Annotated in this window: 10 protein-coding genes; 6 read left to right on the forward strand and 4 right to left on the reverse strand. The window is 59.0% G+C overall.

Annotated elements, in window-relative coordinates; all coding sequences use genetic code 11:
• Positions 1–8: 8 nt before the first annotated feature.
• The 6 genes from RSQ48_RS01365 to RSQ48_RS01390 all read left to right on the forward strand — a co-directional run bounded on the left by RSQ48_RS01365 (position 9) and on the right by RSQ48_RS01390 (position 8,591).
• The gene (locus RSQ48_RS01365; RefSeq protein WP_415302054.1) at positions 9–1,304 is read left to right on the forward strand and encodes a murein transglycosylase A; all 1,296 of its coding nucleotides are present in this window, start codon (positions 9–11) and stop codon (positions 1,302–1,304) included.
• Complete coding sequence (locus tag RSQ48_RS01370; protein ID WP_240208857.1) at positions 1,301–2,494, forward strand: FAD-dependent monooxygenase; 1,194 nt, start codon at positions 1,301–1,303, stop codon at positions 2,492–2,494. Before RSQ48_RS01365 ends, RSQ48_RS01370 begins: the two co-directional genes overlap by 4 nt.
• A gap of 39 nt (positions 2,495–2,533) precedes the next feature.
• Entirely contained in the window at positions 2,534–3,265 is a 732-nt protein-coding gene (locus tag RSQ48_RS01375; protein WP_059318458.1) for a DsbC family protein, read from the forward strand.
• Between the two features lie 312 nt (positions 3,266–3,577).
• On the forward strand, positions 3,578–5,191 hold the full coding sequence (locus RSQ48_RS01380; RefSeq protein ID WP_059318459.1) for an EAL domain-containing protein: 1,614 nt from the start codon (positions 3,578–3,580) through the stop codon (positions 5,189–5,191).
• Positions 5,192–5,269: 78 nt separating this feature from the next.
• On the forward strand, positions 5,270–6,904 hold the full coding sequence (locus tag RSQ48_RS01385; RefSeq protein WP_415302055.1) for a methyl-accepting chemotaxis protein: 1,635 nt from the start codon (positions 5,270–5,272) through the stop codon (positions 6,902–6,904).
• Between the two features lie 109 nt (positions 6,905–7,013).
• A complete protein-coding gene (locus tag RSQ48_RS01390; RefSeq protein ID WP_415302056.1) occupies positions 7,014–8,591 on the forward strand; it encodes an alpha/beta hydrolase-fold protein in 1,578 nt (525 codons plus the stop codon).
• Positions 8,592–9,294: 703 nt separating this feature from the next.
• On the opposite strand, the gene RSQ48_RS01395 is transcribed toward RSQ48_RS01390, so the two are convergent.
• The 4 genes from RSQ48_RS01395 to RSQ48_RS01410 form a co-directional block, all read right to left on the reverse strand.
• Positions 9,295–10,083, reverse strand: a complete 789-nt coding sequence (locus tag RSQ48_RS01395) for a 2,3-dihydro-2,3-dihydroxybenzoate dehydrogenase (RefSeq protein ID WP_240208859.1) — start codon at positions 10,081–10,083, stop codon at positions 9,295–9,297.
• 13 nt (positions 10,084–10,096) lie between these two features.
• Positions 10,097–10,735, reverse strand: a complete 639-nt coding sequence (locus RSQ48_RS01400) for an isochorismatase family protein (protein WP_003804470.1) — start codon at positions 10,733–10,735, stop codon at positions 10,097–10,099.
• A 14-nt stretch (positions 10,736–10,749) separates the two neighbouring features.
• Positions 10,750–11,955: an isochorismate synthase gene (locus RSQ48_RS01405; protein WP_415302057.1), complete on the reverse strand. Its 1,206-nt coding sequence runs from the start codon at positions 11,953–11,955 to the stop codon at positions 10,750–10,752.
• Positions 11,956–12,019: 64 nt separating this feature from the next.
• Positions 12,020–13,417 carry an ATP-binding protein gene (locus RSQ48_RS01410; RefSeq protein WP_131071192.1) on the reverse strand — a complete coding sequence of 466 codons (1,398 nt, stop codon included), beginning with the start codon at positions 13,415–13,417 and terminating at the stop codon, positions 12,020–12,022.
• Positions 13,418–13,436: the final 19 nt, after the last annotated feature.

Raw genomic sequence — 13,436 nt, forward strand, 5'->3', positions numbered from 1 at the left:
CCCCAGCCATGAAGATAAAGTATTGCGTGCCAGCCGTTCTGCTGGCCTTGGGCGCCTGTTCCACTACGCCTGTGGACCGGGGTACTTCGCCAACGGCTCCGGGTACTGCCGAAAGCGGGCCGGATATTGCACTGCAGCCGTTGCGCGTGCCGTCCCTGTCTGCCTTGCCCGAGACCCCGGCGCGTGCGCTGGCCGGGCGCTATCAGGCCGTGAACTGGTCGAGCCTGCCGGGCTGGCAGGCAGACTCGCTGGATCATGTCTGGAAAGGGTTTATCAATAACTGCAAGGGCCTGATGCGTCCTGTCAGTGGTTCGCTGGCCATGCCTGCTCGCGCCAACCCACGAGCCTGGCAGCCGGTATGTCAGGCGGCGGCGTCCGCTGGACTGGATGCCAATACCCGGGATACGGCGGCGGTGCGCAATTTTCTGCAACAGCACCTGCAACCCTGGCGCCTGCTGACCGGCGAGGGCCAGGTGGCACAAAACACGGTCACAGGCTACTACGAACCCTTGCTCAAAGCCGCGCGCTCCCGTAGCTCCGGCTACCAATGGCCGCTTTTTGCCGCGCCCGATGATTTGCTGACCATTGATCTGGGGAGCTTGTATCCCGAGCTGGCAGGCAAGCGTATTCGTGGCAAGCAGGTTGGCAAGCGCATCGTGCCCTACGACACGCGTGAGCAGATCATGGCCCAGCCGGAGCGGCAGCCGCCTGTGATTGTCTATGCACAAGACCCGGTAGAAGGCTTCTTTCTGCAGATTCAGGGCTCAGGCCGCGCTATCTTGCCCGATGGGAGTGCGGTTCGTCTGGCCTACGCAGACCATAATGGCCGTCCATATGCCTCGGTAGGCCAATGGCTGGCCAAGCAGGGCGAGATGCCTTTGGCACAAACTTCCATGCAAAATATCAAGGCCTGGGCCAAGCGCAACCCGCATCGTGTCCAGGAAATGATGAACGTCAATACCGCCATGGTCTTTTTTAAGGAAGAAGCCATTGTGGACCCGGATCTGGGCCCCAAGGGCGCTTATGGCATCCCCCTGATCGGCTTGCGTTCCGTGGCCATTGATCCGACCTATGTGCCTTTGGGCACGCCGGTGTATCTGGCGACCTCGCAACCTGCCAGCAGCCAGCCCTTGCAACGGCTGGTCTTTGCCCAGGATACGGGGGCTGCCATCAAAGGCCCTGCTCGAACGGATCTGTACTGGGGCACCGGCGATGAGGCGGGTGCGCAGGCCGGACGCATGAAGCAGCAGGGGCAAATGTGGCTGTTGTGGCCACGTCAGGCAGGAGCACCAAGCGCGCGATGAAGAAAGAACGAATTGTTGTGTGTGGTGGCGGCCTGGCCGGGATGGCCAGTGCTCTGGGGCTGCGCAAGGCCGGATTTGAGGTCAGTATTTTGTCTCCGGCCTATAAGCCCATGCCATTGGCGGCCGGACAGTACCACCCCCGCGTCTATGCTGTCTCCGTAGCCAGCCAGCGTTTTCTGGCGCAGCTGGGGGCCTGGAATCTGATGTCAGCCCAGCGCATCTCGCCAGTCCAGGCCATGGAAGTGCATGGGGACGGCGGCGGTTGCCTGAATCTGCACGCCTGGCAGGATGCTCAGGACTGTCTAGCCTGGATTGTGGAGTCGGGCCAGATGGAGCAGGCGCTGTATCAGGCATTGCAAGTGTTTGGAGTGCCCTGGATTGAAGATCGCTTTGAGCGCCTGGAAGGCACTACCATGGTGACCGCCGGACAAAAGCGCATCAGCGCCGAGTTGTTTGTGGGGGCTGATGGTGCCCGCTCGGGCCTGCGTGCTGCCGCCGGCATTGAGCATCAGGGGCGTGAATACGGGGACGCAGGTCTGGTGGCTCATTTCAATGTAGAGCGCCCGCATCAGCACGTCGCCTTGCAGTGGTTTACAGGTGATTCGATTCTGGCGCTGCTGCCTATGCCCGATGTGGATGGCAAACCGCAAGTGTCCATGGTCTGGTCTGTACCGCAAGCGCAGGCGGACAAGGTACTGGCCCTGCCGCCGCAAGAGCAGGCCCAGTATGTACAAAACAGCCTGTTCTCCTTATCCAACGGCCGTCTGGGAGCGCTCGAACTGCGCAGTCCTGTCTACGGCTTCCCCCTGACTTTTGAACGCAGCGGCATGGTGGCGCCCGGTGTGGCGCTGGTCGGTGACGCCGCGCATCGCGTACACCCCTTGGCCGGTCAAGGCCTGAATCTGGGGCTGGGCGATATCGAAACCCTTATCAAGGTCTTGTCCGAACGTGGCTCCTATTACTCGGTCGGAGATATGCGCGTGCTCAATCGTTACAAGCGGGCCCGCGCCGAACCCATTGCTGCCATGCGAGCCGCGACCGATGGCCTGTATCGCTTATTTGCTGCGCCAGGGGCGCCGGTCTCCATGCTGCGCAATGTAGGCATGCAGGTCGTGGATCATTTGCCGTGGGTAAAACGCCGCCTGATTGCGCATGCTGCCGGAGTCAGCCCCGGTGCCCTCCTGTTTTAAGACCGCCCGAGTTTTGTCGATTAGCAAAGGATGTACGTCATGAAGTTGCCCCTTCGTTCTGTCTTGGCTCTGGCGCTCTTGTCGCTTGGCAGCCTGGTCCAGGCTGCCGGCCCTGCCAAAATAGACGCCCGTTTTGAAACGACACGCCAAGCCTTTGAGGCGGCTTTTCCGGGCGTGACGGTCGATGGCATCCGGGCCACTCCCTTTCCCAATTTGCTGGAGGTAGAGGTAGGGGGGACCTTGCTTTATACCGATCCCCAAGCCAGTTTTGTGATGCAGGGCTCTTTGCTCGATAGCAAAAGCCGGGTTGACCTGACCGAGCAGCGCATGCAGGAACTCAATCGTGTTTCTCTGGATGAGTTGCCCCTGGATAAGGCGATCAAGCTTGTGAAGGGTGACGGCAGTCGTCAAATGGTCGTTTTTGAAGATCCCAATTGTGGTTACTGCAAACGTCTGCATACGACGTTGCAGGAGATCGATAACGTTACGGTCTATAGCCTGATGTTTCCTATTCTTGGACCGGATAGTCGCCGTAAAGCGGAAGATATCTGGTGCGCTCAAAATCCCGCCAAGACCTTGAGTGATTGGATGGGAGGGGGAGTGCGGCCCGAGAAGGCTTCGTGTGAGCATCCCTTGGATCAATTATTGGCCGTGGGACAGAAATTGCGTGTTCAAGGCACCCCGGCGATTTATTTCGCGGATGGCAGCCGCGCCGATGGCTGGCTTCCTGCCGCGCAGTTGCAGTCTCGTCTGCAGGCGGCTGCCCAGTAATTATTTCGCCCCGTCTTGCGCTAGAACAACCCGCTCTTGAGCGGGTTTTTTTATGTCATAGTGTTATGAAAACTATAATTATTTATGAGGCACGATTTTAAAAGAACCTTGGCTGGAAAATAATCCTGTCGGGGTTTGCGGGGTAAGGCTGACGTTATTTTGAAGACAAAAAATTTCAAACGCCACATTTGACCATTCTTTACTTTGTGCTCTGTATTCTAGAAGTGATAATTCCAACTATTGATAAAAATAGTACTGTCGGCTCGCGCTGGGTGCGTCGCGAGACTGCTAATAATTAAATAGTAGGCGCTTATGGAACATGCACGCTGCGTGTTGATTGTTTTGGAAGAAGGCGAAGGCTTGCATTATTGGCTGGAGCAATTGCGGGTTTTCGGTACCAAAACAAGCGTTGTCAGATCTCTGGAAAAGGTGGCCGAAGCACGTCAGGCCCGGGCAGAGCTGTTGCTGTTCCCTGTTGAGGCCGGTTATGTCCCCTTGATGGTGGCCAAGCTGCGTAATGATTTTGGCTCCCTGGGGATTGTGGTGGTTCAGTCCGGCCTGTCTGCCAGTGCCCGCGTGCAGCTTTTGCTGACGGGGGCCGACGCCTGTCTGGCACTGGATGTGCAAGTGTCTGAGCTGATGGCCTGGTGCCATGCCGTGCGCCGCCGTAATGTGTACGCCGCTATTCATACTACCCAGACGGTGGAAGAGCCCCAGGACCCGGTCGGGCAGGAATGGACCTTGCGCGATAAAGGCTGGACCTTGGTGGCTCCTAATGGCGTGGGCCTGGAGCTGACCCATAGTGAACGCCAATTGATGGACGCCTTTGTCCGTCATGCCGACGCTCGTTTCAGCCGTGAGGATCTGATGCGCGACAAAGGCTTGGCCGCCAGCGACAGCCGGGCGGTGGACTCTCTGATCAGCCGTTTGCGCCGCAAGGCCAGTCGGGCCGGAATCGCCTTGCCGATCAAGTCGGTGCACGGTTGGGGCTACACCTTCACGGGCAAGCTCCTGGCCCAGCCCGAACCCCAGGACACGGAAGTCATGGAGTTTTACGCCCCGCGTGACGAGCAGGAAGCTGCTCAGCCTACCCCGGTGGAGTTGTTGCGTGCCCTGGAAACGCTGGATGTACTTGACCCGCGGGCCAGTGAAGCCTTGTCCTTCTCGTATCAGTTACGGGTGGCCACCAGCACGGGCCAGTACAGCGGGGTCGATGCCCAGGTGTTCTGGACCTCGCCCACCGGGCTGAGACTGTCGTCCGACCTGATTTTGCGCCATATGCCCGACTCGATACACCGCCAGGCCTTGTGCGAGTGGATGCTGCGCACCCTGATGGCAGATGTGCGCCGTTGGTGGCAGGACTATTCGCTGCGCGCCAGTCACATCGGTCTGAAGTTGCCCGTAGACATGCTCTTGCCTATTTACAAGCGCATACCTGGCCTGCTGCGGCAGTTTGAGCTGCAGCCGTGTTGTGTGGAGCTGGATTTATTCAGTGAAGACGAGCTGGAAGAGACACCGGAGCTGATCCAGGCCTTGCAGTATCTGAAAGACCATGAGATTCAGGTGTGGTTGACCAGTGCTGATATTGAAAACTACAAACTTAACCGTTTGCGCGGCTGGCCGCTTACTGGGGTCAAGCTGGAGGCCGACATCATTCAGCGCGCCTGCCGTGAGCCCACCTTTAAGGCCTTGCTGGAGACCGCTTGTCACTTGTTGAGCGAGCAGGGTTTCGAGCTGGTCATCAAGGGGGTGGACAATCTGGAGCAGCGCGATCTGGCCTTGAATCTGGAGCTGGGTCATTACCAGGGCCGTCTGACTTCGGAGCTGATGTCCGAGGACGGATTCCTGCTGACGTTGGCCAGTAGCGAACCCTCTTTCGGACAAGGTCCCGACTCGTCCCGACGGGTGAGTGGCAGCATTTTGTAAGCTGCCTTAGCATCCAGTCATCTCTATATGTAACTTTAATTAAGTATTCAAGCCCTAAGCCGTTACCCAGCTTGTCCGATGGGGCCTTCTCAACAGGCCGGCCGCCTTTCAGCGGTCGGTTTTTTGCGTATCTGGGACCTGTCTTTTCAGCGTTGCTCGGGGAATATGATGCGTTTGGGCTTGAAACAGAAGTTGTGGTTGCCATTGATCTTGGGGTTGATGGCATTGGTGGCGGTTTTTGTATTTGTGAACTATCAACTCTATCAGGCACAGATGGAGGAGCGAAAAAGCAGTTTGCAGCATATCGTCAATATCGCCGTGAGCATTACGCAGGACTACCAGCAGTTAGCCAGCAAGGGCTTACTGAGCAAAGAAGAGGCGCAAAAGCAGGCATTGCAGCGCATCAGCAGTATCCGCTTCGGACAGGAGGGCTATGTGTCGGTGTTGTCCTCCAGCGTTGTGTCCATTATGAACCCGACCCGCCCAGAGCTCGATGGTCAGGACGTCAGTGCAGTCGTCGACAGCAATGGAGTCCATCCGTTTACCGAGATGAGCCGCATCGGTCGCAATGGGGGCGAAGGTTTTCTGGAATATCACTGGCCCAAACTCAGCGACCAGAGCAATGCACCCAAGCTGGCCTTTGGCAAAGGCGTGCCCCAATGGGACTGGATACTGATCTCGGGTGTGTACATTGACAATATCAAGTCCCGCTTTCTGAGCAGCTTGCTGAACTCTTCAGTGGTGTTTGTCTTGATTGTCTTGCTGGTGTCGGCAGTGACGGTGTTTCTGGCACGCCAAATTCTTGCCGAACTGGGCGCCGAACCGAGCGTCTTGCATGAGGCGGCTCAGGCGATTGCTAATGGCGACCTGCGCGTTGCGCATTCCTTGCGCACGATTCCAGACAATAGCGTGATGGCCTCGCTGGAGCAGATGCGCTTGAAGCTGAATGATGTGTTGCGCACCTTGCAGCACAGTAGCGGCGTCATCGCGGACGATACCTCGCAACTGTCGGCGGGCAATCTGGAGCTGTCCAGCCGTACGACCCAGCAGGCGGCCGCCTTGCAGGAAACGGCCTCGGCCATGGAAGAGATGACGGGCACCGTGCGTATGAGCGAAGAAAACGCCATGCGCGCTGAAGAGGTGTCCAGTCAGGTGCAGAAAACAGCCCAGCATGGCGGCCAGATGGTCAGTGAGCTGGTGGACCGGATGGGTGCCATTCGTGATACCAGCGGTAAGGTGGCCGATATCACCACCGTGATTAACTCGATTGCCTTTCAGACCAATATTCTGGCCTTGAATGCTGCCGTGGAAGCGGCGCGTGCCGGTGAGCAGGGGCGGGGGTTTGCGGTGGTGGCCGGCGAAGTGCGTGCGCTGGCACAACGCACGACGGCCTCTGCACAGGAAATTGCCCAGTTGGTGGAGGCCTCGTCCAACAGCACGCGTGAAGGGGTACTGCTGATGGGGCAGGTCGGTGAGGTTATCGAGGAGATGGTCACGGGCAGCTCGCAGGTAATGACGATTGTGCATGAGATCGCCGCCTCGACCCGTGAGCAGACGATTGGTATCGAGCAGATCAACGTGGCGGTCGGACAACTGGATTCGGCAACCCATCAGAACGCGGAGATGGTCAATCAGGTTGCCCACACCTCCAGTGAGCTGCAGGATCAGGTGCAGGAGCTGGACCGACTGATTCAAGCCTTCCGTCTGGTTTGATAAAAGGGCTATCTGGCGCCGGCCAAGGGGCAGTGTCGATTATTTTTGATCGTATACTGCTCTTTGGGACTGGGCCTGGCCTGCGGCAAACCGGCATTTAGGAGGATGTATGTTGCGCGCACCTGTTGTAGCGATATTGATGGTGGGAATCGTTGAGTCGGCATGGGCGGCGGCGCTGCCTTCGGCTCAGGGTGAAGTTCAGGCGCACGAACATCATGAACGCATATTGAGTTTGCAGCAGAATGACCTCGTGCAAGGCAAATGGCAGCGCAATGGTGAGGTGGCGCTGGAGTTGTTTGGCCCTGATGGCACAGTCATTCGTCATTGGACGCATGCCCCGGAGCGGGGAAGCCCATTTGGCTTTGTTGCCGGGACGGCGGGCGAGTATCGCTTGCGCGTGTTGGGGCAGGGCCAATATCAGTGGCAGATCGAATCGGTGACGGCTGCGCAAGCGCCCGCCCAGGCCGAACCCTTGCAAGGGGATGTGATTCGCCAGTGGAGCATGCGTTTACGTGCTGGCGAGCCTTCGCAGGGATTCTGGGATTATGTGCAGCGTGTCGGTTCCCCCTTGGTGGAGCGTTACAGCGCGACTCATGATCGTGTCACCTTTGTGTGGCGGGGTGCGCAGCAAGAGGTGCGTCTGCATGGCGGGCCCTTCGCGTACAGCGATCGCATGCATCGTTTGGGGGAGTCGGATATCTGGTATATCACCTACGACTTGCCGCGTGATGCCCGTTTTACGTACCGCATGGCACCGGATGTGCCCTATGTCGGCCAAGACCTGGCGCGTGAGGTCTTGCGGGCCGCATTGCAACGGGACCCTCACAATGCTCGGACCTTGCCGGAGAGCAGCAGCAATGTGTTTGAGGGCGAGTCGGTCGTACGTTTGACTCAAGCGCCTGCAGAAGTGGTGGCCCTGGAGCCACAGCAGGCCGGCCAAGGACAGTGGCGCACGGAACGTCTGCCCAGTCAGACCTTGGGCCTGGAGCGCCAAGTGCAGATTTATCAGCCTGCTGGTACCCATGCGCAGGATATAGAACATACCTTGATTTTGTTTGATGGCCGGGATTATCGAGATCTGGCGCGTGCACCTGCCATGTTGGATACCTTGATTGCCCAGGGACGCGTGAAACCCATGTGGCTGGTGCTGGTGGACAATCCCGGTATGGCGGAGCGCGCTCGTGAGCTGCCGCCTAATGAGGCCTACCTCAAATTTCTTGATAAGGAGCTGATGCCTTGGCTGAAGGCGCAAGGGGTGCAGTCCTCGGCAGACAAGACAACGATTGGTGGTTCCAGCTATGGAGGCTTGGCCGCCATGAATGCGGCGTGGCGTCTGCCGCAGTGGTTTGGCAATGTCTTGAGCATGTCGGGGTCGTTCTGGTGGGCTCCTGCCGGTCAAGAGCGGGGGCAGTGGCTGACGCGCCAGATGGCGGATTCACCTGCTGTGCCGGTGAGGATTTATATGAGTGCCGGGGTGTTTGAGTCTTCCGGCTCCAGCCGGGATGTCAGCCTGGTGCAGGCGAATCGTCATCTGGATGATGTGCTGCGAGCACGGGGCTATGACGTGCGTTACGTGGAAAGTTCGACGGCGCATGATTTTGTGGCTTGGAGGGATGCTTTGGCTTCGGGGCTGGAGCATTTGTTCGGGATTGAGCAGGGTGAGGCTCCGGTCGAGGACAAGAAGTAGCGGTAGCTGGACTTAGGCTTTGAGGGACGGGCTATAGGCGGGCTCAGGAGGCTGTACCGGGGGGGCTGTTCGGATCGGGGCAGGCTCAGGCGGGGCGGATCAGAGTGCTTGCCGCGGGCATGAGATTGCGTAGGCATGCAAGGGGCCTGCTGTTTGAGCCGGGCGTTTGTACTTGGTCCGGGGGACCAAGTACCCGGCGAGTTCAGGCTCCGCCCGTAGCAATCTTATGCCAAGGGTACGGGTGCGCAGCACCAGCAAGCGCTCAGCACCGCCTGAGCCTGCCCCGATCCGAACAGCATGGTGGCAGTGCTCTTGAGTGGGCCTGCCTTCAACGGTTGTTGGCGGGGGCGGTTGGAACCGCTGGAGCTGCCCGATCTAGTTCACAGACTGGACGGAATTAAGACGTAGCTGATAGGAGGCTACCTGCATTGAGCAGGTCTAATCTGATGCTGACCTGACCTGACCTGACCTGACCTGACCTGACCTGACCTGATTCGATCCGATTTGACCTGACTGAGTCTGTCTTCATTGAGCCACATTTACGATGTTTCGGTTCGCTCGTATTCTTCCTTGGCTTGGCAATAGGTGCTCAGTCCTTATCGGCACTGTCACTAGTAGGGATGTGCGTATGCTTTTGTCCGGACTCGTTCTAATGGGTAATTAAAAAAGGGCGGAATTTCCGCCCTTTTTTGCGTCTGGCTGTTTAGCCTTGGTCCAGTGTGGCACCGCCGTCCACGCGCAGGTCGGACAGGGTGATGTGGCTGGCGCGGTCCGAGAGCAGGAACAGGACGGCTTCGGCGATCTCTTTTGGGGTGGCGATTTTCTGCAAGGGGATGCCCAGCCGGTAGTTCTCTCCGGAGCCCGCGATGACGGTTTCACGCGAGCTGCCTTGTGCCCACATCGCTTGTTGCATGGGGGTGTCGGTGGAGCCGGGGGAGACGATGTTCACGCGGATGCCGTGTGGGGCCAGTTCCAGGCCCAGGCAGCGGCTCAGCTGGGTGACGGCGGCTTTGGAGGCGGCGTAGGCGCCCATGGCGATGCGAGGGGTGGCGGCGGAGTTGGAGCTGACGTTGACGATGGCGCCTTGTTGGCGCTCGATCATGCCTTTGGCCACGTTGCGGCAGACGTTAAAGACGCCGGTGGTGTTGATGGCAAAGGTGCGATCCCATTGTTCGTTGCTCAGCTCGGTGATGCGGCCCATTTGCAGGACGCCCGCGACACAGGCTAAACGCTGAATGAGGCCCAGTTTTTCCTGCCCTTGGGCCAGCGCGGCATCGACGGCATCGGCTTGGCTGATGTCGACCAGGTGGCAGGAAACCCGATCACTGTATTCGGATTGATTCAGTTGGGTCAGGCCTTCGGCGTCCAGGTCCAGGGCGATGACGCGGGCGCCTCGCTCCAGCAGTAGGTGGGTGACGGCAGCGCCAATGCCACGGGCCGCGCCCGTGACGGCGATGCATTCACCTGCAAATTCTTGTGCGCTAGTGCTCATGTGTGCTTCCTGTTTAGCTTTGCAGGCTGTCCTGGATTTCGGCGCAGGTCAGGCTGACGCCGCAGCGTTGCGAGACGTGGCGAATGGCCATGTGGTGTTCTTCCAGCGAAAAGTCGGCCACGCCGTCGATGGCCAGGAAGGGCTGTACGTCTTGCATGAAGGCTTCCAGGGCAGTGCTCATGCAGCCGATGTGGGCGTAAACGCCGGTGATGATCAACTGGTCGCGGCCCAGATTGCGCAGTTGCTCGCGCAGGTCGGAGCGCTGGAAGGCGCTGTAGCGCCATTTGGTCAGCATGATGTCCTGCTTGGCGGGTGTCAGCTCGGGCACGACGGCTTGCTGGCTGTGAAATTCGCTGGCGGTCAGGCCTGGACCCCAGAAGTCGTTCAGCAAGGCGCGGTCTTTCTCGGGTTGTTCGGTAGGTTGAGCCGTGTAGAACACGGGAATTCCCCGCTTGTGGCAGACGTCGCGCAGGGCAGCGATGCGTTCGATTAGCATGGGAATAGGGGCCAGGCTCATATCGTATTTCTGCAGAAAGTAGGTCTGCATGTCATGAATGAGCAAGGCGGCACGATTTGCCTGTGGACGCCAGTTGACGCGGTTGGTCACGGGAGCTTGAGGCAGCTCGTAACTGGGCAGCGCGTGTATGGTCATGGTTCGTGTCTCCGTTAAAGTGCAATGTTTTGCGCCAGACCCAGTGAGTTGATCAGGGTCATGAGTTTGTTGCCGGTTTCCTGGCGTTCCAGTGCCGGTACAGAGCCTTCCACAATGCCCGCGCCCGCCGATAAGGTCAGACCTTGCTGGGTGTAGTGGCCGCAACGGATGGCCACGGCCCATTCGCCGTTGCCTTCGTGGTCATTCCAGCCGATCGCACCCGCAAAGTAGCCGCGATCAAAGACTTCGGTGGCTTCGATGGCCTGCATGGCGGGCTGGGTCGGCAGACCGCATACGGCCGGGGTGGGGTGCATGGCCAGGGCCAGCTCCAGAGAGCTGACGCCAGGGTTGCGCAAGCGGCCGCTGATGCGGGTGGACAGGTGCCACAGGTTGGCGGTACTGGTCAGGCTGGGGCCCTCAGGCACGTCCAGGGTGTCGCAGAACCGGGACAGAATGCGCACCACATCCTGGATGACGTAGGCATGTTCACGCCGATCCTTGCTGGAGGCCATCAGGGTCTGGGCGCTGGCCTGATCGCGTTGTAGATCGGCAAAACGTGGGGCCGTGCCCGCCAATGGGTTGACAGTAACCAGGTCGCCTTGGCGACGCACCAACAATTCAGGACTGGCCCCGAAAAAGAGATCTGGGTCGTGCGCTGCTCCGCCCGGCAGGGGCAGGGCATAGGTGTAGCCGGCTGGATTGCTGTGGAGCATATTGCTCAACACGGTCTGACGGTCCAGGGCTTCATTCAGTGTGATGGTTACGGTACGAGCCATCACGGTTTTGGAGATGTTCTGTTCACGCATCGTGGCCAGAATGTGGCTGACGCTGTCTTCGTAGCCTTGGCCGTCGGGCAATAGCTGCTGGCTGGCGATTGTGTTGCGGGAGCGGGCCAGGGGTGGGCGCTGGACCGGGCGCCGCAATACGGGATCGCGCTGGTATGTGGTGGGCACACGCATATAAGCGTTGCGGGCAGGGTTAAAGGGAATCACGCCCAGCAAAAGCGGGGCGTGCAGTCCTTGCTGCGCAGCCTCTGACAACAAACCTTGGGCATCGCTGAGCAATTGTCCCTGAGCATTATGGGTATGCCGCTCCAGTGCCGTGCCGTGTGCCATCAAACTGACGGTGGGAGAGGCAAAGACGCTGCTGTCGGCCTGGTAATGCTGTAACCATTCTTCAATGGTGGCGGGGCGGACGTGGTCGGCTATACGGCTGTTCATAGGAGTCCTTTTTGAGGGCAGGGGGCAGTGGCGTCCCTTTTTGTGAAAGGGACGCCTCAGGGGCTTATTTCAGATGAATGCGCGTGATGCGGTCAGCCGTCGGGTCATCCTTGCCTTTGGATTTGTTGACCAGGTAGGCATTGCCTTCACCGTCCACCGAGACATGGTTGGGGAAGCTGCCACCGTCCAGGTTGGCAACAATCTCACCGTTGCCGTTGACGGCAGTGACCGTGCCGGCACCGCGTGAGGCGACATAGGCCAGTGTCGTTTTGGGATCGAAGACCACATTCAGGGCGCCAGCCCCGATTTGGATGTCGTGCTGCACGGAGCCATCCTTGGCGTCCACGATCAGCAAGTTGTCGCTGCCCTGGGAGGCCACATAAATCTGGCCGTTTTTGCTATCCACCGCCACACCGGCAGCGCCTCGTGCGCCGGGCAGCGCGTAGACGGTCTGGGCATTGCCGTTGTTCAGGTCGACAATAATTAGCTCATTGGTGCTGGCGCTGACGGTGTACAGGCGACCGTTTTCGGCATCCAGAGCCAGACTCATGGGGCTGAGCGGATTGCGGGTCTTGGATTCCAGCTCAATCGGCTCCAGCGCAGTCAGTTTCTTAGTGTCAAAGACGGAAATTAGTTTGGAACCGGGCGACGAGACATAGGCACGCTGGGCTTGCTGGTCCACCACGACGTCACGGGCGTGGCTGGCGGCCCCTTGCTCAAACTGCTTGACCAGTTTCAGGTCTTTCTGACGGTAGACCGAGACCGTGTTGCTGCGGGTATTGCTGACCCAGACATTGCCTTGGGCGTCGTCCACGGCTACGCCGTATACCGCTTGTACCTGACCATCAGTCCGACCCTCCTGGGCCGCCGGGGTGACGCTGGCTTCGATTTTCAGGGTCTTGGGATTGACTTTGAGCAGTTGCGATTGCTTGACCGGCGGGCGGCCGACGGCCGAGGTCACAAACAGAGCCTGGCTTTTGGGACTGTAGGCGCTTTGATACAAGCCGGGAACCAGATGCTGCGATTGCAGTTCAAACTTGTCCTGACCGCTGAGCTCCACCTTAGGGGATACCTTCAGGTTGAAGATGCTGGCGGTCGAAGGTTTGCTCACTTGCATGACGACCGGATGCAGGCCCGTGGCCGCATCGGCCGGGATGGCCACTGTCGCACGCAGATTGCCGTCCTTGTCGGCGACCAGGGCTTCAGGCGTCAGCGTATGTCCGTTTTGCAGCAGGATGACTTCCTGGCCTGGTGTGAAACCGCGACCTGACAGTTGGGCTTCGCTGCCGGCATAGACCACGCCAGCAGCGTTCAAGGAGCCACGGAAATCTGCATCAGGCTGGTCAAAAGCAGGGGCGGCAAAGGCGTTGGCTAAAGACAGCGACAAAACCGCTGCGCTTAGGCCGGCTTTGCGTAGCAAGGCGGCAGGAGTACGACGAATGCAATTGACATTGATTAGCATCTTTTAATCCTAGATAAAG

This window comes from Alcaligenes sp. SJTW-7 (genome assembly GCF_047716895.1).
Taxonomy (GTDB): Bacteria; Pseudomonadota; Gammaproteobacteria; order Burkholderiales; family Burkholderiaceae_B; genus Alcaligenes; species Alcaligenes ammonioxydans.

What these genes read in the sequence shown, in the direction of transcription:
- RSQ48_RS01365 (WP_415302054.1), top strand. Translation starts at nt 9, where the DNA reads ATGAAGATAAAGTATTGCGTGCCAGCCGTTCTGCTGGCCTTGGGCGCC.
- RSQ48_RS01370 (WP_240208857.1), top strand. Translation starts at nt 1,301, where the DNA reads ATGAAGAAAGAACGAATTGTTGTGTGTGGTGGCGGCCTGGCCGGGATG.
- RSQ48_RS01375 (WP_059318458.1), top strand. Translation starts at nt 2,534, where the DNA reads ATGAAGTTGCCCCTTCGTTCTGTCTTGGCTCTGGCGCTCTTGTCGCTT.
- RSQ48_RS01380 (WP_059318459.1), top strand. Translation starts at nt 3,578, where the DNA reads ATGGAACATGCACGCTGCGTGTTGATTGTTTTGGAAGAAGGCGAAGGC.
- RSQ48_RS01385 (WP_415302055.1), top strand. Translation starts at nt 5,270, where the DNA reads ATGGGGCCTTCTCAACAGGCCGGCCGCCTTTCAGCGGTCGGTTTTTTG.
- RSQ48_RS01390 (WP_415302056.1), top strand. Translation starts at nt 7,014, where the DNA reads ATGTTGCGCGCACCTGTTGTAGCGATATTGATGGTGGGAATCGTTGAG.
- RSQ48_RS01395 (WP_240208859.1), bottom strand. Translation starts at nt 10,083, where the DNA reads ATGAGCACTAGCGCACAAGAATTTGCAGGTGAATGCATCGCCGTCACG.
- RSQ48_RS01400 (WP_003804470.1), bottom strand. Translation starts at nt 10,735, where the DNA reads ATGACCATACACGCGCTGCCCAGTTACGAGCTGCCTCAAGCTCCCGTG.
- RSQ48_RS01405 (WP_415302057.1), bottom strand. Translation starts at nt 11,955, where the DNA reads ATGAACAGCCGTATAGCCGACCACGTCCGCCCCGCCACCATTGAAGAA.
- RSQ48_RS01410 (WP_131071192.1), bottom strand. Translation starts at nt 13,417, where the DNA reads ATGCTAATCAATGTCAATTGCATTCGTCGTACTCCTGCCGCCTTGCTA.